The 24,206-nt window shown below is 51.3% G+C and carries 26 protein-coding genes and 1 pseudogene; 16 read left to right on the top strand and 11 right to left on the bottom strand.

The genetic code is table 11. The features are described 5' to 3' along the window. Window positions 1-65 precede the first annotated feature (65 nt). The 6 genes from NH461_RS06345 (at window position 66) to NH461_RS06320 (ending at window position 7,372) form a co-directional block, all read left to right on the top strand. On the top strand, window positions 66-1,418 hold the full coding sequence (locus NH461_RS06345; protein WP_261602403.1) for a 2-hydroxycarboxylate transporter family protein: 1,353 nt from the start codon (window positions 66-68) through the stop codon (window positions 1,416-1,418). Window positions 1,419-1,483: 65 nt separating this feature from the next. Then, window positions 1,484-1,738, top strand: a complete 255-nt coding sequence (locus NH461_RS06340) for an OadG family protein (RefSeq protein ID WP_261602402.1) — start codon at window positions 1,484-1,486, stop codon at window positions 1,736-1,738. Between the two features lie 9 nt (window positions 1,739-1,747). Then, window positions 1,748-3,568: a sodium-extruding oxaloacetate decarboxylase subunit alpha gene (oadA, locus tag NH461_RS06335; RefSeq protein ID WP_261602401.1), complete on the top strand. Its 1,821-nt coding sequence runs from the start codon at window positions 1,748-1,750 to the stop codon at window positions 3,566-3,568. Window positions 3,569-3,583: 15 nt separating this feature from the next. Further along, window positions 3,584-4,888, top strand: coding sequence for a sodium ion-translocating decarboxylase subunit beta (locus tag NH461_RS06330; protein WP_261602400.1), 1,305 nt, complete (start codon window positions 3,584-3,586; stop codon window positions 4,886-4,888). Window positions 4,889-5,001: 113 nt separating this feature from the next. Then, entirely contained in the window at window positions 5,002-6,705 is a 1,704-nt protein-coding gene (locus NH461_RS06325; RefSeq protein WP_261602399.1) for a sensor histidine kinase, read from the top strand. Then, window positions 6,692-7,372: a response regulator gene (locus tag NH461_RS06320; RefSeq protein ID WP_261602398.1), complete on the top strand. Its 681-nt coding sequence runs from the start codon at window positions 6,692-6,694 to the stop codon at window positions 7,370-7,372. Before NH461_RS06325 ends, NH461_RS06320 begins: the two co-directional genes overlap by 14 nt. A gap of 74 nt (window positions 7,373-7,446) precedes the next feature. Here the strand turns inward: NH461_RS06320 and NH461_RS06315 are convergent, their stop codons facing one another. The 3 genes from NH461_RS06315 to NH461_RS06305 form a co-directional block, all read right to left on the bottom strand. Then, window positions 7,447-7,722, bottom strand: coding sequence for a hypothetical protein (locus NH461_RS06315; RefSeq protein ID WP_261602397.1), 276 nt, complete (start codon window positions 7,720-7,722; stop codon window positions 7,447-7,449). 256 nt (window positions 7,723-7,978) lie between these two features. Further along, the gene (gene yddG / locus NH461_RS06310) at window positions 7,979-8,905 is read right to left on the bottom strand and encodes an aromatic amino acid DMT transporter YddG (RefSeq protein ID WP_261602396.1); all 927 of its coding nucleotides are present in this window, start codon (window positions 8,903-8,905) and stop codon (window positions 7,979-7,981) included. Window positions 8,906-9,265: 360 nt separating this feature from the next. After that, entirely contained in the window at window positions 9,266-9,760 is a 495-nt protein-coding gene (locus NH461_RS06305; RefSeq protein WP_261602395.1) for a hypothetical protein, read from the bottom strand. Window positions 9,761-10,172: 412 nt separating this feature from the next. On the opposite strand from NH461_RS06305, the gene NH461_RS06300 reads away from it, so the two are divergent. Continuing rightward, on the top strand, window positions 10,173-10,550 hold the full coding sequence (locus NH461_RS06300; protein WP_261602394.1) for a PTS sugar transporter subunit IIB: 378 nt from the start codon (window positions 10,173-10,175) through the stop codon (window positions 10,548-10,550). 127 nt (window positions 10,551-10,677) lie between these two features. Here NH461_RS06300 and NH461_RS06295 read toward each other — a convergent pair whose 3' ends face one another. The 4 genes from NH461_RS06295 to NH461_RS06280 all read right to left on the bottom strand — a co-directional run bounded on the left by NH461_RS06295 (window position 10,678) and on the right by NH461_RS06280 (window position 13,429). After that, window positions 10,678-11,298, bottom strand: a complete 621-nt coding sequence (locus NH461_RS06295; protein ID WP_261602393.1) for a LysE family translocator — start codon at window positions 11,296-11,298, stop codon at window positions 10,678-10,680. Window positions 11,299-11,374: 76 nt separating this feature from the next. Then, window positions 11,375-12,181 (bottom strand): helix-turn-helix transcriptional regulator, encoded by an 807-nt coding sequence (locus NH461_RS06290; RefSeq protein WP_261602392.1) that lies wholly within the window; start codon window positions 12,179-12,181, stop codon window positions 11,375-11,377. A 3-nt stretch (window positions 12,182-12,184) separates the two neighbouring features. Next, a complete protein-coding gene (locus tag NH461_RS06285; protein ID WP_261602391.1) occupies window positions 12,185-12,856 on the bottom strand; it encodes a nucleotidyltransferase domain-containing protein in 672 nt (223 codons plus the stop codon). 51 nt (window positions 12,857-12,907) lie between these two features. Continuing rightward, a complete protein-coding gene (locus tag NH461_RS06280; protein ID WP_261602390.1) occupies window positions 12,908-13,429 on the bottom strand; it encodes an AAA family ATPase in 522 nt (173 codons plus the stop codon). Window positions 13,430-13,628: 199 nt separating this feature from the next. On the opposite strand from NH461_RS06280, the gene NH461_RS06275 reads away from it, so the two are divergent. The 4 genes from NH461_RS06275 (at window position 13,629) to NH461_RS06260 (ending at window position 18,281) form a co-directional block, all read left to right on the top strand. Continuing rightward, window positions 13,629-13,913: a hypothetical protein gene (locus NH461_RS06275; RefSeq protein ID WP_261602389.1), complete on the top strand. Its 285-nt coding sequence runs from the start codon at window positions 13,629-13,631 to the stop codon at window positions 13,911-13,913. Window positions 13,914-14,204: 291 nt separating this feature from the next. Next, window positions 14,205-15,848: an ATP-binding cassette domain-containing protein gene (locus NH461_RS06270; protein ID WP_261602388.1), complete on the top strand. Its 1,644-nt coding sequence runs from the start codon at window positions 14,205-14,207 to the stop codon at window positions 15,846-15,848. Continuing rightward, a complete protein-coding gene (locus NH461_RS06265) occupies window positions 15,845-17,524 on the top strand; it encodes an ABC transporter ATP-binding protein (RefSeq protein WP_315903238.1) in 1,680 nt (559 codons plus the stop codon). The genes NH461_RS06270 and NH461_RS06265 overlap by 4 nt, the downstream gene beginning before the upstream one ends. Window positions 17,525-17,651: 127 nt before the next feature. After that, the gene (locus NH461_RS06260) at window positions 17,652-18,281 is read left to right on the top strand and encodes a TetR/AcrR family transcriptional regulator (protein ID WP_261602387.1); all 630 of its coding nucleotides are present in this window, start codon (window positions 17,652-17,654) and stop codon (window positions 18,279-18,281) included. Window positions 18,282-18,360: 79 nt separating this feature from the next. Here the strand turns inward: NH461_RS06260 and NH461_RS06255 are convergent, their stop codons facing one another. Together NH461_RS06255 and NH461_RS06250 are read right to left on the bottom strand one after the other, a co-directional pair. Next, window positions 18,361-18,648 (bottom strand): type II toxin-antitoxin system RelE/ParE family toxin, encoded by a 288-nt coding sequence (locus tag NH461_RS06255; protein ID WP_261602386.1) that lies wholly within the window; start codon window positions 18,646-18,648, stop codon window positions 18,361-18,363. Then, on the bottom strand, window positions 18,645-18,926 hold the full coding sequence (locus NH461_RS06250; RefSeq protein ID WP_261602385.1) for a type II toxin-antitoxin system Phd/YefM family antitoxin: 282 nt from the start codon (window positions 18,924-18,926) through the stop codon (window positions 18,645-18,647). The genes NH461_RS06255 and NH461_RS06250 overlap by 4 nt, the downstream gene beginning before the upstream one ends. 109 nt (window positions 18,927-19,035) lie before the next feature. On the opposite strand from NH461_RS06250, the gene NH461_RS06245 reads away from it, so the two are divergent. From NH461_RS06245 to NH461_RS25805, 3 genes are all read left to right on the top strand, one after another. Further along, window positions 19,036-19,278 (top strand): transposase, encoded by a 243-nt coding sequence (locus NH461_RS06245; protein WP_315903244.1) that lies wholly within the window; start codon window positions 19,036-19,038, stop codon window positions 19,276-19,278. 319 nt (window positions 19,279-19,597) lie between these two features. Next, window positions 19,598-20,809: a tetratricopeptide repeat protein gene (locus NH461_RS06240; RefSeq protein WP_261602384.1), complete on the top strand. Its 1,212-nt coding sequence runs from the start codon at window positions 19,598-19,600 to the stop codon at window positions 20,807-20,809. A 272-nt stretch (window positions 20,810-21,081) separates the two neighbouring features. Further along, window positions 21,082-21,255: a hypothetical protein gene (locus NH461_RS25805; RefSeq protein ID WP_410000095.1), complete on the top strand. Its 174-nt coding sequence runs from the start codon at window positions 21,082-21,084 to the stop codon at window positions 21,253-21,255. Window positions 21,256-21,442: 187 nt separating this feature from the next. Here the strand turns inward: NH461_RS25805 and NH461_RS06230 are convergent, their stop codons facing one another. Continuing rightward, window positions 21,443-21,868 (bottom strand): GNAT family N-acetyltransferase, encoded by a 426-nt coding sequence (locus NH461_RS06230; protein ID WP_261602383.1) that lies wholly within the window; start codon window positions 21,866-21,868, stop codon window positions 21,443-21,445. A 103-nt stretch (window positions 21,869-21,971) separates the two neighbouring features. Here NH461_RS06230 and NH461_RS06225 point away from each other — a divergent pair. Next, a pseudogene (locus NH461_RS06225) lies at window positions 21,972-22,290 on the top strand (IS110 family transposase); the annotation flags it as partial. Window positions 22,291-22,525: 235 nt separating this feature from the next. Here the strand turns inward: NH461_RS06225 and NH461_RS06220 are convergent. Continuing rightward, window positions 22,526-22,903, bottom strand: coding sequence for a hypothetical protein (locus NH461_RS06220; RefSeq protein WP_261602382.1), 378 nt, complete (start codon window positions 22,901-22,903; stop codon window positions 22,526-22,528). Between the two features lie 163 nt (window positions 22,904-23,066). On the opposite strand from NH461_RS06220, the gene NH461_RS06215 reads away from it, so the two are divergent. Continuing rightward, window positions 23,067-24,167 (top strand): ISAs1 family transposase, encoded by a 1,101-nt coding sequence (locus tag NH461_RS06215; protein WP_261602381.1) that lies wholly within the window; start codon window positions 23,067-23,069, stop codon window positions 24,165-24,167. Window positions 24,168-24,206: the final 39 nt, after the last annotated feature.

The raw sequence follows: 24,206 nt of genomic DNA, 5'->3' as shown, positions 1-24,206 counted from the left end.
TCACATTTGACGACTCAATAAAGCCATAAATTGAAAAAGGATATTCAACCATGGATAAATAGAAAATGAATGAAAAGACCCTGCATAATCACATTGCAAAAGAAAGAAGCCCGGCGCTGGGCTTATTATCTCAAGTCAGGATATTCGGACTGCCTGTACCACTATTCTGTGTCTTAGGTTTAATTCTTTTAGCTGCACATGTCACCGACACCCTGCCCAATAACATCGTCGGCGGTTTCGCCTTTATGTTTGTCATTGGCGCCATTTTTGGTGAAATCGGTAAACGCCTGCCGATATTCAACAAATACATTGGTGGTGCCCCCGTCATGATCTTTCTGGTCGCGGCCTGGTTCGTGCATATCGGCCTGCTGTCACAGCGGGAGATCGATGTCGTCACCGCCGTCATGAAAGACACTGACTTTCTGGACTTATTTATTGCGGTCCTGATCACCGGATCCATTCTGGCCGTGAACCGGAACCTGCTGCTGAAATCCCTGCTGGGCTATATCCCGACTATTCTGGCGGCCGTGTTGGGTGCATCGATTCTGGGGATTCTAGGGGGGATGCTGTTCGGGATCCCGGTTGATCGCATCATGATGCTGTATGTGCTACCAATCATGGGCGGTGGTAACGGTGCCGGTGCAATTCCGCTGTCTGAGATCTATGAATCCGTGACCGGCGGCTCGAAAGAGCAGTACTACTCGGTGGCGATTGCCATCCTGACAATTGCTAACATCGTCGCTATCGTGGCTGCTGCCGTACTAAACAACATCGGCGAAAAAATCCCATCTCTGAGCGGCAACGGCGAGCTACTGCGCAACTCAAACTTTGATGTCGATACCAAGGACAAAGAAGTCACCATTACCCACCGTGAAATTGCGATTGGCCTGATGCTGGCAGCCGGGATCTACACCTTCGCTTACTCCCTGTCAAAAGACATCCTGCCGGGCTTTGGTGATGTAAAAATTCACACCTTCGCTTACATGGTGATTCTGGTCGCAGCCCTGAATGCCTCCGGCCTGTGTACCGACGAAATCAAAGAAGGGGCCAAGCGCCTGTCGACTTTCTTCTCCAAGCAACTGCTGTGGGTCCTGATGGTGGGTGTCGGGATTGCCTACACCGATATCGGCGAAATTCTGGCGGCACTGACCTTCACCAACGTCTTCATCGCGAGCCTGATTGTTATTGGTGCCATTCTGGGTGCATCTATCGGCGGCTGGCTGATGGGCTTCTATCCGATTGAATCTTCAATCACGGCCGGCCTGTGTATGGCTAACCGTGGCGGCTCGGGCGATCTGGAAGTGCTGGCGGCCTCAAACCGAATGAGCCTGCTGTCTTATGCCCAAATCTCCTCACGTCTGGGCGGCGGTATCGTGCTGGTCATCGCCAGTGTCGTCTTCGGCATGCTTGGCGGCTAACCCCCGCTCTCACCTTGGGAGGGCGTGGTCTCACGCTCTCCTTTCCTGTCGATTTGGAGCTTTGAATGGAACAACACTTATTTGCCGAAGGCCTTAACCTGCTCATGCTCGGCATGGGCTTTGTCATGGTCTTTCTGGTTTTTCTGATTTTCGCGACCACAATGCTGTCACAAGCCGTGGCGCGCTTCGCACCGCCACCGGTTATCCCGAAACCTAAACGGACACCGCAACCTGCATCTGCGCAGACAAACGAACAGCTGGTCGCGGTTATGGCCGCCGCCATTCACCATAAAAAAATCACACAATCATCACGTTACTAGGGGATAGACATGTCTGTTATTCAAAAACCGATCGGCCTGACCGATGTCGTACTGCGCGATGCCCACCAGTCGTTATTCGCCACCCGCATGCGGCTTGACGATATGCTGCCGATTGCGAGCGAGCTGGATGACATCGGCTACTGGTCTCTGGAATGCTGGGGAGGTGCAACCTTTGACAGCTGCATCCGGTTTCTGGGCGAAGATCCCTGGTACCGGCTGCGCGAGCTGAAAAAAGCGATGCCGAAAACCCCGCTCCAGATGTTGCTGCGCGGCCAGAACCTGCTCGGCTACCGCCACTACGCCGATGATGTGGTCGATACCTTTATCGAACGCGCCGTCGCCAACGGCATGGACGTGTTCCGGGTTTTTGATGCCATGAATGACCCACGCAACATGGCGCGCGCAATCGAGGCTGTGAAAAAACAGGGCGCGCACGCTCAGGGAACCCTTTGTTATACAACCAGCCCGGCGCACGGCATGCAAACCTGGATCGACGTTGCCCAGCAACTGTCCGAACAAGGCGTTGATTCCATCGCCATTAAAGACATGGCAGGCATTCTCACCCCTTATGAAGCCTACGAGCTGGTATCGACCCTGAAACAACAGGTTGATGTTGATTTGCACCTGCACTGCCACGCTACCGCCGGTCTGGCCGACATGACACTGTTGAAAGCCATTGAAGCCGGGGTTGATCGGGTCGATACCGCTATTTCTTCGATGAGCGGCACCTACGGCCACCCGGCGACCGAATCGCTGGTCGCCAGCCTCAAAGACACACCGTATGACACCGGGCTGAACATTGAGAAACTGGAAAGCATTGCGGCCTACTTCCGTGACGTGCGCAAAAAATACAGCGCGTTTGAAGGCCAGCTCAAAGGCACCGATTCACGTATTCTGGTTGCCCAGGTGCCCGGCGGCATGCTGACCAACATGGAAAGCCAGCTCAAACAGCAAAATGCTCTCGACAAGCTGGATCAGGTGCTCGAAGAAATCCCGCGGGTTCGTGAGGATCTCGGTCACCTGCCGCTGGTCACTCCTACTTCACAGATCGTCGGCACTCAGGCGGTGATTAACATCCTGATGGGCGAGCGCTACAAAACCATCACCAAAGAAACCGCCGGGGTCCTGAAAGGTGAATATGGCCGTACCCCGGCCGCAGTGAACGACGCGCTCCAGGCCCAGGTGCTTGATGGCGACACCGCCATCACCTGCCGACCGGCGGACAAACTGGCCCCGGAAATGGCAGCACTGGTTGACGCGGTGAAAACCGAGGCCAAAGCCAAAGGCATTTCCCTGGCCGAACACGCCATCGATGATGTCCTGACCGTGGCCCTGTTTACTCAGGTCGGCTGGAAATTCCTCGAAAACCGCAACAATCCCGGTGCCTTTGAACCGGCACCTGACGCATCCACCCCAACAGCGACAACTACAACAACCGCATCCACAACGACAACCAGCGAGAAGCAATCCATGTCCAATTCAGTAACGTCCGGCGTATACACCATCACCGTCAACAACCAAAGCTATGTGGTTCAGGTCAATGAAGGCGGCGATGTCACCCAGGTCCAGACTTCCGCACCGGCCGCATCCGCAGCACCGGCGCCTGCCGCCGCAGATGCCGAGCCGATGACCGCGCCGCTTGCCGGAAATATCTGGAAGGTTCAAACCAAACCGGGCCAGCAAGTTGAAGAAGGCGATGTGTTGCTGATCCTGGAAGCGATGAAGATGGAAACGGAAATCAAAGCGCCACGCAGTGGCGTGATTGCCAGCATTGAGGTCAGTGAAGGTGACGCGGTCCAGGTTGGCGACTCGCTGCTGATGCTGGCTTAATGAGGTAAGGCAGTTATGGAACAAATCACCGCATTAATTAACGACTTTGGCTTATTTCACCTCTCCTGGGGACAAGCCATCATGATTGCCGTGGGTTTCGGCCTGCTGTATCTGGCTATTGTCAAACAGTTCGAACCCCTGTTGCTGGTTCCGATTGGCTTTGGTGGGATCCTGGCGAATCTGCCGGACGCTGGGCTGGCCCTCTCCGCAGTTGAAAATGCCCTGCATGCCGGGAAGCCGGAAGTGATGCAGGCGTTTGCCTCGGTGCTGGATCTCACCACCTCATCCGCGGCAGAAATCAAGGCGGCGCTGGCGTCAGCCACCCCGTCCGAACTCGCCTCCATCCGTCTGCTGGCCGAAGAACACCTCTATAGCGATGGCATGCTGTACCTGTTCTACAGCATCGCCATCGCCTCCGGTGCCGGTCCGCTGATCATTTTCATGGGTGTGGGTGCCATGACGGATTTCGGTCCGCTTCTAGCAAACCCGAAAACCCTACTGCTGGGCGCGGCTGCGCAGTTCGGGATTTTCGCCACCGTCCTCGGCGCGCTGGGTTTCAGCTCTCTCGGTCTAATGGATTTTAGTGTAGCGCAAGCCGCCGCCGTCGGCATTATCGGCGGTGCCGATGGCCCGACCGCCATTTATGTCTCCAGCATGCTGGCCCCTGAGTTGCTGGGTGCCATTGCCGTGGCCGCCTACTCCTACATGGCGCTGGTGCCGATGATCCAGCCACCGATCATGCGCGCGCTGACCACCGAGGCCGAGCGCCAAATCACCATGAGCCAACTGCGCCAGGTCGGCAAAGTGGAAAAAATCTGCTTCCCGCTGATGCTGCTGGTGCTGATCGCCATGCTGCTGCCATCGGCCACCCCGTTGCTGGGGATGTTCTGCTTCGGCAACCTGATGCGGGAATGTGGTGTAGTGGAGCGATTGAACGACACCGCCCAGAACGCCCTGATCAATATCGTCACGATTTTCCTGGGCCTGTCCGTGGGCTCGAAACTGGTCGCAGATAAGTTCCTTCAGGCCGAAACCATCGGCATTCTGCTGCTGGGGATCGTCGCCTTCTGTATCGGCACCACCGCCGGGGTGCTGATGGCGAAACTGATGAACCGTTTTGCGAAGGAAAAAGTGAATCCGCTGATTGGTTCGGCAGGCGTTTCGGCCGTACCGATGGCGGCCCGGGTATCGAACAAGGTCGGGCTGGAATCCAATGCCCAGAACTTCCTGTTGATGCATGCCATGGGGCCAAACGTCGCCGGGGTCATTGGCTCCGCTGTCGCCGCCGGGGTGATGATCAAATACGTTCTGGGGGGCTAATTAACACTTCTGTTAATCAGGATATCAGATCGGGATCGTTCTAGATCCCGATCAATATTTTATCCGGATACCCTCGCTAAACTCGCTTCAACTGACTGGTATAGATGACGATTATGCTTCCTTTGATTCACAACCTTCTCCATCGCTACATCTGCAGTCGGCTGTCATTTCGCAAACGCGTCTGGTTGCTGCTGGTCATTCTCGTCACCGTACAGCTGTCGCTGGTATTCGTCTTCTTCCATCGCACCCTTGCCAACACCCTGGAGCATCAAATCAGCACCCGTGCCGTGGTTCAGGCCCGGGAAATCGCCAGCGATCCCCAGCTGATTGAGGAAGTAAAGCGCAATAACTTAGATGGCATTCAGCGGGAAATTAAACGCCTGCAGGGGATTTCCGACGCCAACTTTATTGTGGTCGGCGATCAGGACGGTATCCGACTGGCCCACCCTGACGAGAAGAAAATCGGCCTGAAAATGAAAGGCGGCGATAACCACCGTGCCCTGGAGCAAGGCGAACACTATTACTCCTATGCCAAAGGCAGCCTCGGCCGATCCATTCGGGGAAAATCCCCGATCGTGACCCAAGCCGGGGAAGTAATTGGTGTCGTCTCGGTCGGTTACTTACAGGAAAATATCAGTGACTGGATGTTTACTTACCTCCAGCCCCTGTCGATGACGCTCCTGATGATCCTGTTTGCCACCTCATTCGGTGCCTGGGTGTTTACCCGGCATATTAAAAGCCAGATGTATAACATGGAGCCGGAAGAGATCGCCCTGGCATTTCGGGTCCAGAAATCGGTGCTGCAAGCCGTCTATGAAGGGGTGATCGCGGTTGACGGTCAGGGACGCATCTTGTCAGTAAACAAACGTGCACTGTCGATTCTGGGCATTGCCTATCCGCCCGGTTATCTGGTTGGGCGTCAGGCCAGTGAGTTCATCACCCCGGCAGATTTCTTTACCGGCCGAAACCAGCGGGGCGAACCTGCACCGGCCGACATGAAAGATGAGTTGATTGCCTGTAACGGCGAAACCCTCATCGCCAATCGGGTCAATATTTGGGAGGATGAACCCGGCCTTGTGGAAACGGCCCGGGATCATGCCGGATGGGTGGTAAGTTTTCGCAAACGCGACGATCTCAACACCCTCACCTCGCAGTTGAGCCAGATCCACCAGCATACCGACAATCTGCGCGTGCTCAGCCACGAACATGCCAACCGGCTATCCACCATCGGCGGCCTGATCCAAATCGGTGCCTACGCTGAGGCCTTAAAGGCCATTCGCAGCGAAACGGAGGACAAGCAACAACTGATTGACTACATCGCCCAGACGTTCCGTTCACGGGTCATCGCCGGTCAGCTGCTCGGCAAATACTGCCGGGCCAAAGAGCTGGGCCTGACCTTAGAATTTGACCCCTGCTGCGAGCTTAATGCCGATCCGGTCAACATCACGCCCGACGAGCTGGCGGCGGTTGTCGGCAACCTGCTCGACAATGCTTTTGAGGCGACGCTGAAAAACCCGGACAGCCACCAAACCATTTCGATCCTGCTGACCGATGCCAGTGATGAGCTGGTGATTGAAGTCGCCGACAACGGTCCCGGGATCCCGGATAACATTGCCGATTCCCTGTTTACCAAAGGCGTGTCCAGTAAAAATCAGCCGGGGCACGGCATTGGACTCTACTTAGTTCATAGCTTTGTCACCCAGGCCGGTGGCACCATTCTGGTCGATGATGCCGAGCCGCAGGGCACTATTTTTTCTCTGTTTATACCCAATACGATTTCCAATAACCATAAGAGCTGTAAAGATGGAACTTTTTGATGTCTTGATCGTGGAAGATGAATCCAATATTGCTGAATTCCACACCCACTACCTTCAGCAAACCCGCCGTTTTCGACCGATTGGTGTTGCCAAAAACGTCGCCGAAGCCCGGAACATGGTACGCCTGTTAAAACCCAAGCTGATCTTGCTGGATAACTTCTTACCAGATGGCAAGGGAATCGATTTTCTCAAAGAAATCACTACCGCGAAATCACCGCCCGATGTCATTTTCATCACCGCCGCCAGTGAGATGGAAACGGTGCGCGAAGCTGTTCGATGCGGTGTGTTCGACTACCTGCTCAAGCCGATCTCTTATGACCGGCTGAAAGACTCTCTGGATCGCTACCTGAAATACACCAGCTCATTGCGGGCCAGTGACAGCGTCAATCAACGCCATGTCGATGAACTGTTTAACTTCCAGTCGAAAAACAAACAGCATGAACACCTGCCCAAAGGAATTGACGAGCTGACACTGAACAAAATCAAAGAAGTGTTTGCTATCGCGAACGTTCAGCACACCGCAGACTCTCTCGGAAAATCCATCGGGATCAGCAAGACCACCGCGCGGCGGTATCTGGAATTTTCTACGGCCAGTGGGTTTCTGGAAGCCGTGATCCAACACGGCAAAGTCGGTCGACCCGAGCGGATCTACCAGAAAAAAGCCTGATTCGGCTCATGTCGCTCGCATCGTGCCAAGGTATCGCAATGAATGCAGCCTCATGCGTCGCGAGCGACTGCCTGTTACAGGGTATAGGAGGCCGGTACAATCTCCGTGTTGTCTGCAATTTCAAACAGCGAGGTAAAATTATCACTGTGATCTTTGCACATCGGGATCACATAAATTTCCGCATCACCGGCACGCTGCGTTTTCACCAATACCCCGTGATGCTGCGGGTTCAGGCAATTGACCTCGGCGCAATACTGATCCTGACAGCGGCTGAAATGCTTCCAGTACGCCAGCCAGTTTTCTTTTGCCTGCTCGGTTCGGATCTCATCCATCACGTTACTTACTAACATCGTTATTTGCTCTCTCTGCGAATGGTCACGCTATTAAAACGAAATTCCCAACGCCGGGATCGGATGTTGTTCAAACTCCACCGTGCATCAAATGGTATCTTTGATTTTTATGATTTTATCCGGGTATAGCGACGAAAGACCGGACGCTTTACTAGATAGCCTCCCGCCACAGACAAAACAAAAGGGCACGTTCGAATAACGAACGCGCCCCGTGCAGTAGCCCGAATACAGGTGAATCGCTTTTAGCCAACGGTGATTACACGCGTTCTTCGGCCAGCTCCGTGTCTGGTGACGATTGCGGTTTGTCCCGTGTCAGCCACCAGCACAGCAATGAGGCAACGGTGACCATGATCACACCCTGCCAGAAACTGGTCGTCAGCTCAATATCCAGGATCATGGCCGACAGGAAGGTTGAAAACACCGGCGTGAAATAAGACATTGTCGCCAGAAAAATCATATTGCCGCCAATGATCCCGATATTCCACAGCGCATAACCGCCCCCCATCGCAATGGCCACCAGCAGCAGATCAATGCCCACCCCGACGCTCCATACCATTGGTGGCTCGCTACTGAAGCAATACTTCACCCACAACACCATGGCCGTGGCGATAAAAAACCAGGTGATCGCATTCTTTCCATCCGCCAACCGACGGGTGATATTGCAATACACCGCCCAGAGAAAGGCACCGGTCAGGGCCAGCGTATAACTGATCGGGTTGGTCTGCACGTTGGCCATCAACTGCGCTACCGACAATCCCTGATCGCCGCTTACCGTCCAGGCCACACCCACAAAGGACAGCGCCAGGGCCGGATACAGCAGTTTATTGACCGGTTTATTGCTCACCAGCACGGCCAGTAACACCGTCAAACACGGCCAGAGATAGTTGATCACCCCCATCTCCACGGCCTGAATCCGGTCATTGGCCATCCCTAACGCCAGCGACAGGCAGATTTCATAACTGACAAAGAGGGAACCACCCAGTATCAGATATTTGGCTGAGAAACTTTTCAATTTCGGCGCGCCGACAAACACAATCAGCAATACTGAGCTGACGGTATAGATCATCGCGGCGCCGCCTATCGGGCCCAGCTGCTCCGTCACGTTCCGGATCAGGCCGACAATCGTACTCCACAGCAAAATAGCCATGCAGCCCGCAAGCGTGTATTTATGGTGACTGATCATCTCTTCCTTAAACCTCGATCCATGAGCATACAATCGAGCCACTGTGCCTGCTCTGCAGCACAAATACAATGGGGAACACAGGATTGATGCTGTTTTTACGCAAATACCCAATACCGCACAGTCATCATGAAGGCTCTGTGATAACAACGGCTTACGGATATTCCTAGAAATGTATCAGAGAGGTACAAGACTTTATCGATATCTGTCTCCGCTTCGCATCAGAGCGGAAACACTTCAGGACGATGAACAGGCAAAACAGGGGTCATGGCAATGTCGCGATCAAATGGCTTGAACCACGACAGGCCATCAGCACTGATGAGGTGTCATTGAGGCAGGCGCAAGCGCGCCAGCCGATACTCATCAATAGCAGTTATTACTTTTCCAGGTCACTTCCCAGGTTCCGTATATCGGACTTCTGAGAATCGCTTTTCCCACCACCCGGTCGGTTCTACCCTCTTTTTTCCCGGGCCAACCGTATTCCGCATACTGGGCATTCTTTTGAAACGTATACAGATCTGAATTGGTATCCAGTTCAAAATTCACGTTACACGTATCGTAGAGTAAATCCGTCTCGACGGATGCCCATAACGGCACCACCCCGGTATCGGTATCGTGGAGGAAGAAGGATCCGGCATATTCTGTTTCACACGATTCATTGTTTAAACAATGCCAGTAATGCTTATGGCTTTGTGACTTCAGCTCAAACTGAGAAGCCACACCCGCCGACGACTCCGGTGCTTTCACCATTTTTAGCTCGCTGAGCTGAAATGCCAGATCCTGCTCGCTGGAATTTTTGGAGCTCGAACATGCCGCGAGCAAAATCAGGACGACCCAAGAACTGTTTTTGACAAACATCACCAACTCCTAACCCATTTCTTCGAGATTATTCGTGTCAGCTTTAAGCATAAGAATTAAAACTGGAACAACTGTCCATTTATTGAGAATGTCATGAAATTAGGCGGGGCAAGCGTGTCATTTTCAAGGAAATGAACTACGTCGCCCATGCGAAAAATTCTGAAGGGAATCAGGGACGTGTTTTGCTATTCTGCGTTCGGGTCGCGCCTTCCACCACGACGAAGCAGCCCGGCGAGTCGTCAACGATCCATCGACATGCTGTCGGCGACGGGCAAAGAGAATATTCCGTGAACCATTTCCCATCAATGCATTATGCACCTGATCCCGTACGCCATCCCCCTGTATCTTGAGTGCCATCTTCCGACTCGGGCAACTCGTTCGGGTTACGACACCACTGCTAGAGAAAGCTGATATGAGCATTTTTTTTGAAGACAACTTAAAACGTGAGATCAACGGTCGACGCATTATCGCAGTTGTCTGCGCCGGAGGCATGACCTCCAGTATGCTGGCGCAACGGATGCAAAAATTCATTGATGAATCGAATTTGCCCTATTACGTGATGTTTTCCGGTATCGAGGCACTGGCGGATCCTGACTTTACCAAACTGTATGTCGATAACATTGAAGTGGTCTACGTGTCCCCCCAAGTGCACCATCAATACCAGTTTGCCAAAGACGCCATGGCGCACTACGACATCCCGGTATTCAAAATTGAGGGGAAAGTTTTCGGCACCATGGACTACCGAACTGTGGTTCAGGATGCTCTGAACTGCATCCGGGATAAGCAATAAGCGACACCGTCGCCACGGATAAACGGCGGAATTGAAAAACGACCGGTTCGAAAAACGGGGCGACGTCATTTTGTGTCGTCACCCCGCCCCAGAGTTACCGCTCCCACTGGCGTTCCGCCACCGAAGGCTAAATCATACTTCGTATCATAGGGTTTTCAATCATGAGCCAAATCGCGACCGCGGCCAGACATCCTGCATAGAACCAGTTCAGCGCTTTTTCATAACGCTCACTACTGGAGATCCTGGACAACACATCGCCGATTGAAACCCAAACAAAATGCATGGAAATGTTCAGGACCGCTAACCAGAAAATCAAGATGAGAATACCTTGCTCACCGAAAGCCGCCTGAGACTGATCAGCAAACAACGTGAACATCAGGAAAACCATCAACCAACCTTTGCTGTTCAGAACCTGGATCAGCAGGCCGTCGACAAACCCCAACGCCTTGGCTTCTCCATCAAGCTTCGTCGATGTCGATCGCACAAACTTCACCGATAAATAGATTAAATAAGCCGCCCCCAGCAGTTGCATGCCATTCATCAACTCGGGACGTGCATGCACGACCTCACCCAGGCCGTAACCAATCACAATCGACTTCAGAATGAAAACACTATCCACCCCGGCCAATAAAGGGATCGAACGCTTGACCCCGACACTGGCACCCGATGCTGCAAACACGATATTTGCCGGCCCCGGACTGAACACCAACGGAAACATGACACCCAACCAAACAATAAACAAACTCATACTTACCTCCTTCATCAATAGCGCCATGTTAACCAGATGAATCGGAGCGATCTTGTATGAAATTGAACGGTCGGCGTCAGACCCCAGAATAGTTCGAAGGTGAGACACCGAATGCTTTTTTAAAATTTCGGCTGAAATGGCTTTGATCGTAAAACCCGCACGTCAGGGAAACATCTACACAGCTCAGGCCCTGCGACAGCAACTGTTTGGCCCGGTGGACTTTTACCAACAAGAGATACTGGTGCGGCGTAATGCCAAACGTTGCTTTAAAGCTCTTAATAAGCTGGAACTTCGAGCAGTTGGTAATTTGCTCCAGATCGGCGAGCGACGGATTGGCTTCGTAATGATCGAGGATGAATTCTCGTGCGAGATAACTACTTTTTGTGTCATGGCGACTCGATTGTTCTTCTCTGGCCGAGCCATATTGTGAAAATAACTTCTCCAGCGCCAGGACAAATAAAGTTTCTTTGGTGAGTTCAAAGGAAGGGTGCTCTAACGAGACATGCAGTTGCAATAAGGTCTCGAACAGCTCTGTATCGTCAATCACCGTGCGGTCAACAATCGGGTCCACCGGCAGCGACCGACTGGCAAATTGTTGCGCCAGTTCATTCAGGTCGAAATAAAACATCCGGTAGCGCCAACCTTCCGGGGTTCCGGAAAAACCGGTATGCACCTCAGCCGGATTAATCGCAACAATGTGACGTTGAGGCACCAACAGATTTTGCCCTCGGTAAAATAGCCCCTCCGCACCCGATTCAATCACACCAATGGCAAGTTCATCATGCCAGTGCTTGGTAAATTCAAACTTGGTATAACGGGCTGAAAGCAGCTCGACCCCAGGAAATGTATTGTTTGTCCATAATTTCGATGTTTCCAAAGCCATTACTTACTCCCTGGCTCGTTCATTTCCAATGCCTTCCAAATAAAACGACGCGATTGTGCTGACATGATTCGCGAGTAATTGCAATTTTTTTAAATCTGTCGGAGCCTGATAACTATTAAAAAACAACTGATACCCAACGGGATTCTTGTCTTTCAGCAACTGAAAACTCTTTTTCGGCCCCAAAAACCACTGGTCCCGCAGATGAAAATAGACCTCTAACAATTCGAGCTGAAGCCAGCACCGCCGGTACATCCCTTCCACATCTTCCGTTTCAATGCGCTGCAACATTTTCGAGATCCACTCGGTCGTATGCGCGCGATCGGAGTCGCTTAATCTTTCCGGGCCAGCAGCGAATTTTTTCCGGACTTTGGTAAGAAATTCCTCTCCCAATCCACGTTGATCCACAAGACAAGCACCATCGGCAAATCTTAACGTGTCTTTCGAGATGTGTTGCATGGCCTGCGTCGGATAAACCCAGTTATCGAGATAAACGCCCTGGAACAACCGGGCATCTTTCAGTTCCGGGTGATCATCGACAAAACAGGCAACATCGATGTCGCTGGTTGCGGTGGCATCTCCCCTGGCCCGCGAACCATAGAAGATAATCGTATGTGGCTGATATTGCGCCTGAAGCGCCCGGACAAGGGCCTCTATCAGCGGATCCTGATGTTTCATGTGATTCCTTTTCTATCGGGGTTTTAATTACCAACTCATCCGTGTCCAACTTCATTCAGCGAGTGCTGCAACGTCAGTATTTAAAAAGACCACCACGTCCTCCCGGCGAGTGAAATGCCGTTTTCGGCCACCGAATTCTGCGTATAACCGGTGGTGAAACGTACGCGAATTTTTTGACTGCCGATGGTAATACGCTGACGCCCACACAAGGAGATCCTGAAAATTCTTTTCAGCCAATCCCTGGTCCAGTTGCTTTGAGCTTTCCGAGCCTCGGCTAAGAAGGGATTGCTCGCAAAGTTCCCAATCCATATCCAAAAACAATAAAGTATCGGCTGAGTCGATGAGCTGTTCGGCAAGCGCACCAAATACCCCTTCCACCACCCAGTGTGTTTCCTGTGATAATCGTGTCAATTCGCCATCAATCACTTCTTGCGGCCGTTTTTGATGAAAGCCACCGGGCTCCCACACAACCGCATCCAAATTCACTTCCGGATACTGCAATTGATTCGACAGACGTACAGATAACCAGCTCTTTCCCGAGCCGGAATTTCCGATGATGAGAATTTTATTCATGTTCTGTTATCGCCTAAGCGGGTCCTTCATTCACAAGTGATACCAATTAAAGTAAGTAAATGATCAAAAATAGCGCCGGAAAAATGTTTGAGAACAAGGCAGAATTTTTTGATAAGTAGTTATTCTACAATCCAAAATTATAACGCAGTTATCGAGCATTTTAACAAGCTAGGATGACCAGTTATTTACTGCGATTGGTATGAGTGACGCGGTGTGGAAAACCACTGTTCCAAAAATTCAATACACTGTACCACTTTGGCAGGGACAAAATGCCTGGCTGGATATAACGCGTAGAGCGTCAACTGAGGTTTTTTTGAAAAAAATTCATGGCATTGATTTTGGGGACCAATCTCCTCATCAAAACAGTTTGCCGATACCGGAAAGGATTCATTTTCTGAAAGCACTTCCCCAAGCGCGGTACCGCACATTGAGCAAAAACAACGGTCGTACTGATAAGGTCACTCGTACTGACAAAACGGCTTAATCCGTGCGATTCCATGCATGACAGAACCGATTTTTCCCTGTCGGACTTCAATATTCGAATTGCATCTGGTTGAGTATCAAACCTATAATGACCTGAAGTCATTAGTAACTGATAATTATTATCAATTAATAACAAGGGAGTGAAACGCAGCATGAGAAGTGATTCCGCGAAGCGGCGATACCAACGGACAGGTGACGCACAACATGCACGGCTGTTGGATAATCGTCATAACATCCGGTGCGATCTATTCTGCATGACAACCTTGCCTGCTGCGGGAATGAGAGGTTTCCAATGAATGGCCGTCAGTCTCAAATCCGCCTGCTCGATCCCGTATTACTCCCGGCACTCAAGCCCGCGCTGCCGCAACTGGTCATCGGGATGCTGGCCGAAGGACTGTCCGGCCTGGCGAAATTAGGCGCGCTGTGGTGCCTCATCAGCTTAATCAACGAGATGTCTCCTCTCTGGGTGGTCGGGGCCTGCGGTTGCTGGCTCGCCGGGGCCCTTTGCGCTTCTGCAGCCTCAAGGATCGCCCATGCGGCTGAAGCAGGTTTTTCTGCCCGGCTGCGTCGACAAGTTGCCAATCACCTGACCCGGCTGCCGTCCCGGACCTTGGCACGCCACGGTGACAACGCGCTGCGACGGCTGGTTTCCGACGATATTGCCGCCCTGCACCATCTCATCGCACACTTACCGGCGGAAATTGCCACCTTTGTCATTGTCCCTGTCGCTTCGATGATCTTGCTGCTGACAATTGCCGGACCAATGGCTTTGATCGCCTTGATCCCCGGAGGTATCGCGGCGCTGTACTACCTCGTTCTGGTACCGCGCTATTCGGTACGTTTCGGTGCCGAGCGGATGGAAGTGATGGGGGCCATCGTCACCGCCGTCAACGATTATGTGCGCGGGATCCGGGTCAACCGGCTCTATGGTGCCCAATCAGGCGCGCTGGCGGATTACCATGCAGCCACGAACCGCTTCACTCAGGGCATGGTGGCCTGGGTCAGCCATGTGGCAACCGCTGCTGCGATTGCGATCGCGCTGCTACAGGCCGTTGCAACATTCGCTATTGCTTATCTGGTGTCGTATCAGCTCAGTCCGGCGGCGCTGGCTGCGGTCCTCTTTTTTGGCCTGGCGATCGTCACACCATCACTGCGGCTCGGGCATGGGCTTGACTATGTTGCCGCCGGACGCGCCGCTGCCGGGCGCATCGCCGAATTACTACGAGAACCGGCTCTGCCCAGCGGAGAAACTGCGACGCTAATTGATGACGCCGTACTTGAGATGGAAGAAGTCAGCCTGACCACAGATCACGGCCCGCTCATTCATCGCCTGTCTTACCGGTTCGCCCCCGGAACCCTCACGGCAATCACCGGACCAAGCGGCACCGGAAAAACCACCCTGCTCCGCATACTCGCCGGGTTCGAACCGGCAGATAGCGGTATTGTTCATCTGGGCCGGACGGATATTGCTGAACTGGATGAACAGGGCCGCCACCTGAATATCCAACTCATTCCGCAAAACACGCCGGTACTCCACACCACGGTGCGCGAGAACCTCTTGCTGTCCGCGCCGAATGCCACCGACACACAATTGGACGCTGCCCTGAGCCAGGCCCAGATCAAGATCGATTTAGACGCCGATGCCGCGCTGCTGTCTGGCGGCGAACAACAGCGGGTCGGGCTGGCCCGGCTGTTTTTGAGTCTGGCACCCGTGATCCTCCTGGACGAGCCGACCAGCGCCTTAGACCGCCAGAGTGCGGATCAGCTCATGGCAGCCCTGCTGCATCTCGCTCACACCCAAGGCAAAACTCTGGTGATGGTCACTCATGATCCGGCGCTGGCCGCCCAGGCCGATGCACAAATCACCCTCAAAGATGCCACCCAACAGAAGACTATCGAACAGAAGGCTATCGAACAGGAGGAATTACAGGCATGACCACAGTCTCAGCAACCCCATCCTACTCCACGCACCGGGTATTTCCGGCGCATGCCCGACGCCGTCTCCTGTGGATTAGCCTCGGCTGGTGTCTGGTCGCTGCGTTGGAAGCTGCTGCCTATACCGTGCTGGCGTGGGCCATTGCGACACAGCAATCCCCGGAATGGGTGGTCTTCACCGCCAGTGTCACGGTGCTGGCGACCATCTGGGTGACACGCGCCGGCTTTTTCTCGGGGGTTCGGCTGGCCGGCGACCTTTTTGCGACGTTGGGTCAGGCATTGGGCCAAGCCAAGCTCTCCTGGTTTACTGATGCGCATCGCACCCAAGTGGCCATGCTGGCAGGCCGGGGAATTCCCGGTTTTATGAGTATTCCTGCCCACCAGCTGCAAACCTTCCTGCACGCGCCGCTGATCCCGCTATTTTTGGTCGCCGGGATTGCATGGCTAACCGGACCGGGCGTAGCATTGGGCGTCGGCTGTTTGCTGACCCTGTCACTGGTTATCCAGTTCAAGGCGCAACGGGCACTCAGCCAAGCCGACAAAAAAAGGCATGATGCCGACAAAGGCACCGCACAAGCGACTATAGAGTTCGTTGATCATCTGGAGCTGCTGCGCACCACGGCCGGGCCCGTGCGAGCGATCGCCCGACTCGAACAACAATGGCAGACTCAGGAAAACGTTCTGGCCGGGACCACCCGTGCCGCAGCCAGAGCAACCCTGGTCTCTGCCATCGCCAGTGCCTTGCCGTTGGCCAGCATCGCCGCTTATCTCGCCGTCGCCGGTATCACCGAACCAGCGCTGGCACTCGCCCTGCTGGTTCTGGTAGCACGGGCAGCAGCGCCGTTGGGAGAGCTTGCATTGGCCGGGTTGAGCATCAACGATCTGCGCGCTGCATTGAACGACTACCGTCAGATCATTGCCGTCCCGACGCTGCCGGAGCCATCACACCGCTCAGCGTCGCAACCTGACGGACACCATATCACCCTGAAACACATCAGTCAGGCGCCCGCCCTCAGCCGGATCAATGCGGACATCCCACCCGGCACAACCGTGGTGATCTCTGGCCCGAGCGGTTGCGGGAAAAGTACTTTGCTTGAGTTGCTGATGCGCTTTGATGATCCGCAACGCGGCGTGATCACCTTCGGCGGCGTCCCGCTTAACCAAATGCGATATGCCGATCTGTCCAAACACATCGCGTATGTGGCACAAGATCCCATCGTGTTCACCGGCACCCTGGCGGAAAACATCCGCCTGAGCCGACCCGAAGCCAGTGACGAAGATGTCACGACGGCAGCACGCCGGGCCATGCTGGGTAGCGTCATCGACCGCTCGCCGCAGGGCATTCATCAGACCGTCGGCCACCAAGGCGGGGCATTCTCCGGAGGCGAAAGACAGCGGGTTGCCATCGCGCGCGCGCTGATTAAAGGAGCACCAATCCTCATTCTGGACGAAGCAACCGCTGCACTGGATGAAGAAACCGAGCGCCGAATTGCCGAAGTGATCCGCGATTTACCAGCGACCGTCATTCTGGTCACCCACCGGGATCCGGCAATCTGGCAGCCGACCCAGATCATTGCATTGGCTGACCTTGCGCAGGCGCACCCAGAAGCACGCAACTCAGAACAAGATCCTGCTGAGCGAAGTACGACAAAAAGACGTGACGGAGCACTGGCATGATCCGACCAACGCCATGGATCGCCGCTTATCGAAATCAATATGGTATTGATTTAAAAAAACAAGGCTTTACAGACTTACAATTCAACTGCAATCATAGCGGCTTTGAATACCTGCGATGACCGAGAAAATGACTAATCATACAACCGCCAACACCAACGCTGCGGAAACACCGCAGCGTCAACGGACCCGGGCCCCGCATACCCGCCGCGCCGCGCTGATGGATGCGGCAGAGCACTTATTCCTTACCCAGGGCGTTCGAGCCACCCGGATCGAAGATATTGCCGCAGCCGCCCAGGTCGCCAAAGGCACCTTTTATATTTACTTTAAGTCCCGCGATGCCTTGTTGCGTGCCTTGCAGCAGCGTTTCATGGTGTCTTTTTGCGAGCAGATTGACACTGCCCTCGCCCACTGCCCGCCCGACGACTGGGAATCGCAATTGCGCACCTGGTTTGCAACTGCACTGGATGGATTGTTGGGGCAGATTTTGCGCCATGACATGCTTTTCGAGGATGTCCGCCCGAGTGAAGATCGGCAACTCATGGCCGATAACCCGGTCATTGAACAGTTGTGTGCTTTATTGCAAAGCGGCGTGCAGGCCAATGCCTGGCAGACGCCCGATCCCCGAATGACGGCGCTGATGATATTTCATGCCATGCACGGATTAGCCAACGAGGCACTGGCACAGGGAAATGCGGGCCATCGTGCCCCTTTGGTCGATATGTTGACAGACACTTTCGGCAAAGCCCTGCGCCGGTGAGTGGGGATCGGGCTTGTCTAACACCCGGATAGAAGTGTCGGCTGCGCGACACGTATCCTTATTTGTTATAACACAGCCTTTAGACGTCATCTTCCGTCAGGATTTGACGACAATTTCGCACCGTTAGTACGCGAATTTCATGGCTTAAACTATAAATGATGCGATAGTGACCAAAAATGATTTCACGATAATGTGTATCAGGCATTTCTGGAACCATACGCCCCATTTCAGGCATGGTTCCAAGTAGCTCCGTTTGGTCGAAAACTTCATTTACCCAATTTCCAGCTGCCGCTGGATTATCCAATGAGATAAATTCAGCCGCATCACCAAGCTTCTGTAAAGCTAATGGAGACCACACTACTTTCATTTCTTGATGCGCCCCAGTACCTGAGCACGAGCATCTTCATTCGAAACACCCAAACCAGACGCAAGTTGAGCTTCAGCTGTACGCATTTCTTCAAGTAGTTCAATCTTCTCTTGCATTGCTTCATACTCTGCAACATCAAGAACAACAGCAACGCCTTTACCACGTTGAGTAATAACCAATGGACGACGAGTCTCATTGATTTGCTTAATAAATGAGGCTACGCTTGCACGAAATTCAGACAGAGGCTGAATATCTTTGTCGAAATGAATGCGACTCATATTGAACTCCAAATGGTACAAAATTACGTACAAATAATAGTTCAAGTGGCTGTTGGGAGCAAGGCGTTAATACTGTGTTATAACGCCGTTGTAACCGGCAACACGTACCCTGCCGGTGGTGCAGTTCATGTGGTTGATCTTGCAGCATGTGCTGCCGAAAGGGTTACAACGGGTGCGGGACTATGACTTGTTGCACGGCAGCGCGAGAGTACTACGGCTGAGCATTCAGCTGATGTTGCTCGGCCTGCCGACATGGCAGTTGCCTGTGAACACCGAGCCACAGCAAGCAACACGGGGCTGCCCATGCTGCCGGCATACCATGCACTGCGTCGGCATCACCCGACCGGGATAGCCGCAAGACAAACAGAGTAAGGAGAATGGCGTAGCATCACCAACCAGGAAAAAGCCAGCGCAAGACCGAACTCAGGCGGTAACCCATTGAAGTGAAACACAGCGTGATCACTTCCAGGCTGCGCTCGCCCTGAAGAAAGCCGCGGGCGCAACGCTCACCAACCCCCAATAGAGCAATTGACTTAATAAGGCTGTCCGGGCTTGTCCAACACCCGGATAGAAGTGTCGGCTGCGCGACACGTATCCTTATTTGTTATGTAACATTTGCGCATTGTAGCATATTATAGTTACCAGCATTTATTAGGCGGAGCAAATCGAATATGGAAGCAGAGGTCACGACATTATCTCCAAAGCAACTTTGGCAATTAAACCCTAAAGCTGCAACCGCGTGGATTAACTATGCTGAAGATCTTGAAGAAAAAGGAAACATATCTGAAGCTTTCTCAATCTTTGAAGAAGCTCTTGCTTCATCGATAATTACGAGCAAAGTGCGATTAGCAGAGCGCTATGCTAGGTTTGCAGCAAATCATTGTAGTATCGAAGAAGGGACTATTCTTTTTCAACGACTTCGCAGTATTAAGGAAACAAATAAGCTAGTAGACAGTTACCTTAGTTTTCTTATAAGACACAAACAGCATCATTTAGCGGAAGAGATTTTGTCGCGAGATTCCAAAATTTTCGGGACTAATGCATATTGGTTTCGACTAGGCGATTTATATGAAGGGAAAGGTTTGTATGACAAAGCAATACCAATATACGAAAAATTAATTGAAAGAAACCGTGCAAATGCCGACGCATGGAACCGGTTGAGAGAAGCTGAACGCTCAAGAGGAACTGCAACTAAACCTGACAGTATTACTAAATCAATTAACTTTGAACCAGAGCACCATTCAGCAGGTTTAGCAATCCTACAAAACTTTGGTGCAATACTCAGAAATAAGTATCCTGAAGGTGATGTAGCTTTCTCAATTGAGCAAAGCGGGCTAAAAGTAACAATGACTATCGAGCATCCAGAAGGACACCGTGAGATTGTCGAGGACTATTTAAACCGGTATGGTCTCGTAGTCTCGGGGCTAATATCACCTGAACAATACACTCAAGATCCGTTAGAGATTATGGATTTAAAGCGTCAACTGATTAACTATGAAAGTGAATTAAAGTGGGCTCACGAAAAGCAACGAATGCTTGAAGGTATTGTGACTAAACAAGATTTAGATTTAACTTTTTTTAAGAACAAACTTGAGAGTGCGCTTCTAGATAACAGAGCGTTAAGTTTACAGAATGCTGATTTTTCAAAAGAACTGCTAGGGAAGCTTAATACACAAGATGACAATCTAACATTATTAGTGAAACAATTGATAGAATCAGCAGAACAGCATAATCAACAAGAGATACATGCTGTATCGACGGAAATAGCCAAGGCAAACCCTAATATTCTTGAAAAAATCAAAGAGTTTACGTTTATTACTCTTGCTTCAGCAGGAGCCAACACACCCGCTTGGATTGATTATTTATCAAAAACAATACCATAGGTAGACGTGCCCTCGTGAGAAATTGTGAGGGCTGACCTTGTTACATAACGAATGACATGGACTCCCCCTCATCAGACTTTGCCACACTTGGTATGTCTGATTACGAAATCACCGGAGGCCACCATGTCACCATCTGTTTATGGCATTGATTTAGCCAAACATAGCTTCAGTATCCATGGTGAGGATCACCAAGGCAAGCTGTTGATCCACAAACAATATCACGATCGAAAGTTCTCTCGACGTTTGCCAATATCCCACCAGAAATTATCGGGATGGAAGCCTACGGAGCCTCTCATTACTGGGCCCGAAAGCTGGCTAAACTCGGTCATACGCCAAAGATCATGGCATCAAAATATGTGGCGCCTTTCAGAACGGGTGCCAAAAACGATCTCAATGATGCCGTCGCGATTTGTGTGGTTGTTGTCCGCAGTGCCAGCAACGCATGACCGAACTCAGGCGGTAACCCATTGAAGTGAAACACAGCGTGCTCACTTCCAGGCTGCGCTCGTTCTGAAGAAATCCGCGGGCGCAACGCCCACCGAACCCCAATCGAGCAATTTGCTTAATAAGGCCGTCCGGGCTTGTCCAACACCCGGATAGAAGTGTAGGCTGCGCGACACGTATCCTTATTTGTTATAACTCCTTTACAAGGCAGTATGTCGTATGACCTTTTGGATAATCGGGCAACTCACCAAAAACTTTGTACCCACGTTTTTCATAAAAGGGTTTAGCCTGAAAGCTGAGAGTTTCCGTGCGTATGTATTGAAAGCCTTTTACTTTGGCAAAATTTTCTGCGGCGTCCATGAGCTTATTCCCTACACCTTTACCTCGAGTTTCCACTGAGAGCCAAAGCAGCTCAAGGATGCAATAATTCCAGAAACCTGTTGCTCTGATACCACCTAGAACTTTGCCATTTTCATCTTTCGCAAATGCCGCAAATTTTGTATCAGGCTCGAACACAACTTCATCTGGCATATGTTGTTGATTAAACGACTGAATACCTTTGCTTATTACTTCAAGGTCATTTTTATTTGGATTATCTGTTACTTCAATATTCATTTTTCATCCGTACTTCAGAGAGTTCTAACGAATGACATGGACTCCCCCTCATCATGCTTTACCACACTTGGTAAGTCTGATTACGAAATCGCCGGAGGCCACCATGTCACAATCTGTCTATGGCATTGATTTAGCCAAACATAGCTTCAGTATCCACGGAGAGGATCACCAAGGCAAGCTGTTGATCCACAAAACAATATCACGTTCGAAAGTTCTCTCGACGTTTGTCAATATCCCGCCAGCAATTATCGGGATGGAAGCCTGCGGTGCCTCTCATTACTGGGCCCGAAAGCTTTGTCAGCACCAGTGCTAAACTCGGTCATACGCCAAAGATCATGGCATCAAAATATGTGGCGCCTTTCAGAACGGGGGCCAAAAACGATCTCAATGACGCCGTCGCGATTTGCGTGGCTGTTGTCCGCAGTGCCAGCAACGCACGACCGAACTCAGGCGGTAATCCATTGAAGTGAAACACAGCGTGATCACTTCCAGGCTGCGCTCGCCCTGAAGAAAGCCGCGGGCGCAATGCCCACCAACCCCCAATCGAGCAATTAACTTAATAAGGCCGTCCGGGCTTGTCCAACACCCGGATAGAAGTGTCGGCTGCGCGACACGTATCCTTATTTGTTATGTGAGACACTCATAAATTAGAAGTGCTCACGCTATTGAAATCACAATTGGCAATGTACCTGGGGCAACATACTGACTATCACAAGCTTCATCCCAGTGATAGTGACAACCCGCTTCTGTATCAAGGTCAAAATCAAAGAATGAAGCCAGAACCTTAAGGCTTGCAACATTGCCTTCGATGACAACACCTTTATCATCAATATATCTCGCAATTGCGGGTCCATTAGTAACTATTACTATTAAATTTGATTCAAGAAAATCATAGTGCCCAGAACTTCCATTAGTATCAAACTCAAAAACTATTTGAACCTTGCCTTGGATACTATCTATCTTTTTATAAACCTTCTGTAATTCTTCAACAGAGCCAGAAATTTCAATTTCACCATCAGAACGATATAGTTTCATAGTTTCCTTTAGCACATAACGCCTGGCATAAGGTGCGCCACGCCCAACTCGCCAAGCCCACTAAACTCCAAACCAAAACTGCCGAGTGTAACAAGCAGGGCGGGATCGTACTTTGTAAAAATATATGATCTAATAGACGTAAATTCTTAACTAGCCTACGAAATTGAACCTTATTGAATATCTTTCTGTGGTTACAGAAAACCGCTCTGACATTAATCAAAAGCATGATCTTGTTGATGTCATCTTCCTTGTTATCAGTGCTATCACATCAGGTTGTGAAGGCTGGCAAGATATTGAAACTTATGGCGATGAGAAGCTTCACTGGCTGCGAAAGTACCGCCCGTTTACACACGGCATCCCGCGCCGACATACCATTGCTCGAATATTACGTTCGGTGGTAGCAGAATCATTACTTGAAGCACTCGCACTTTGGATTAATGACCAGCGAGCGACTCAAAACAAGCCGGTCATCGCTTTTGATGGCAAGGTACTCCGTGGTGCTTATCGTGGCGATAAGAAAGATGCCTTACAACTCGTCACCGCCTACGATACCGAACGAGGTTTAGTTCTTAGCCAGAAGCCAACTGAAAGCAAAAATGGTGAAATCAGTGTTGTGAGGCAATTGATTGATATAATTAATGTTAAAGGGAGTATTATCACGCTCGATGCTTTGCATTGTCAGCGTGAAACTCTCGAAAAAATATCAAATAAAAAAGCACACATTGTTGTCCAGGTTAAAAACAACCAGCCAAAGCTTCGTGAAGCTGTTGTCTCACATTTTCAGGCAGTATTCGACGCACAAAAAGAACAAGTCGTTACTGAAGTTGTTCAAGAACAACATGGTCGTAAAGAAGAACGATATGTTTTTCAACTGAAGGCCAATTTTCCCGACGATTTGAAAGAAAAGTGGCCGACGGTTCGAAGTATCATCGCCGTGGAGCGTCATCGTATTATCAAGGGTAAAGGTAGCGTCGAAACGTCTTATTATGTGAGTTCATTGTCTCCAAAGCATAAACTTCTGGGACATTATATTCGTCAGCATTGGCGTATAGAGAATAGTCAGCATTACGTGTTAGATGTTGTTTTCAAAGAAGATAGCTCGCGAATAACCCTAGATGGTGCGGTTGAAAATATAGCGCTGTTCAGGCGTTTTGTGATGAACATGCTAAAACAGTGTGACTGTGGCGCCCCAAGCCAGAAAGTAAAACTAAAAAAGGCTGCTTGGAGCGATGATTATCGGACAAGAGTTTTCTTCGGGTTATAAAGTAAGCAAAGTATGCTCTCGCCCTGGTGTAACAAGTCA

The organism is Photobacterium sp. TY1-4 (assembly GCF_025398175.1).
In the GTDB taxonomy this organism is placed as follows: domain Bacteria; phylum Pseudomonadota; class Gammaproteobacteria; order Enterobacterales; family Vibrionaceae; genus Photobacterium.
This window is presented reverse-complemented; position numbering and strand designations above follow the sequence as displayed.

Coding starts and splice junctions, on each gene's coding strand:
- NH461_RS06340 (WP_261602402.1), top strand. CDS start 1,484: ATGGAACAACACTTATTTGCCGAAGGCCTTAACCTGCTCATGCTCGGC.
- NH461_RS06220 (WP_261602382.1), bottom strand. CDS start 22,903: ATGAAACTATATCGTTCTGATGGTGAAATTGAAATTTCTGGCTCTGTT.
- oadA (WP_261602401.1), top strand. CDS start 1,748: ATGTCTGTTATTCAAAAACCGATCGGCCTGACCGATGTCGTACTGCGC.
- NH461_RS06320 (WP_261602398.1), top strand. CDS start 6,692: ATGGAACTTTTTGATGTCTTGATCGTGGAAGATGAATCCAATATTGCT.
- NH461_RS06330 (WP_261602400.1), top strand. CDS start 3,584: ATGGAACAAATCACCGCATTAATTAACGACTTTGGCTTATTTCACCTC.
- NH461_RS06270 (WP_261602388.1), top strand. CDS start 14,205: ATGAATGGCCGTCAGTCTCAAATCCGCCTGCTCGATCCCGTATTACTC.
- NH461_RS06265 (WP_315903238.1), top strand. CDS start 15,845: ATGACCACAGTCTCAGCAACCCCATCCTACTCCACGCACCGGGTATTT.
- yddG (WP_261602396.1), bottom strand. CDS start 8,905: ATGATCAGTCACCATAAATACACGCTTGCGGGCTGCATGGCTATTTTG.
- NH461_RS06295 (WP_261602393.1), bottom strand. CDS start 11,298: ATGAGTTTGTTTATTGTTTGGTTGGGTGTCATGTTTCCGTTGGTGTTC.
- NH461_RS06250 (WP_261602385.1), bottom strand. CDS start 18,926: ATGAGTCGCATTCATTTCGACAAAGATATTCAGCCTCTGTCTGAATTT.
- NH461_RS06280 (WP_261602390.1), bottom strand. CDS start 13,429: ATGAATAAAATTCTCATCATCGGAAATTCCGGCTCGGGAAAGAGCTGG.
- NH461_RS06315 (WP_261602397.1), bottom strand. CDS start 7,722: ATGTTAGTAAGTAACGTGATGGATGAGATCCGAACCGAGCAGGCAAAA.
- NH461_RS06305 (WP_261602395.1), bottom strand. CDS start 9,760: ATGTTTGTCAAAAACAGTTCTTGGGTCGTCCTGATTTTGCTCGCGGCA.
- NH461_RS06285 (WP_261602391.1), bottom strand. CDS start 12,856: ATGAAACATCAGGATCCGCTGATAGAGGCCCTTGTCCGGGCGCTTCAG.
- NH461_RS06290 (WP_261602392.1), bottom strand. CDS start 12,181: ATGGCTTTGGAAACATCGAAATTATGGACAAACAATACATTTCCTGGG.
- NH461_RS06255 (WP_261602386.1), bottom strand. CDS start 18,648: ATGAAAGTAGTGTGGTCTCCATTAGCTTTACAGAAGCTTGGTGATGCG.
- NH461_RS06230 (WP_261602383.1), bottom strand. CDS start 21,868: ATGAATATTGAAGTAACAGATAATCCAAATAAAAATGACCTTGAAGTA.
- NH461_RS06260 (WP_261602387.1), top strand. CDS start 17,652: ATGACTAATCATACAACCGCCAACACCAACGCTGCGGAAACACCGCAG.
- NH461_RS06345 (WP_261602403.1), top strand. CDS start 66: ATGAATGAAAAGACCCTGCATAATCACATTGCAAAAGAAAGAAGCCCG.
- NH461_RS06240 (WP_261602384.1), top strand. CDS start 19,598: ATGGAAGCAGAGGTCACGACATTATCTCCAAAGCAACTTTGGCAATTA.
- NH461_RS06300 (WP_261602394.1), top strand. CDS start 10,173: ATGAGCATTTTTTTTGAAGACAACTTAAAACGTGAGATCAACGGTCGA.
- NH461_RS06275 (WP_261602389.1), top strand. CDS start 13,629: ATGAGTGACGCGGTGTGGAAAACCACTGTTCCAAAAATTCAATACACT.
- NH461_RS06325 (WP_261602399.1), top strand. CDS start 5,002: ATGCTTCCTTTGATTCACAACCTTCTCCATCGCTACATCTGCAGTCGG.
- NH461_RS25805 (WP_410000095.1), top strand. CDS start 21,082: ATGGAAGCCTACGGAGCCTCTCATTACTGGGCCCGAAAGCTGGCTAAA.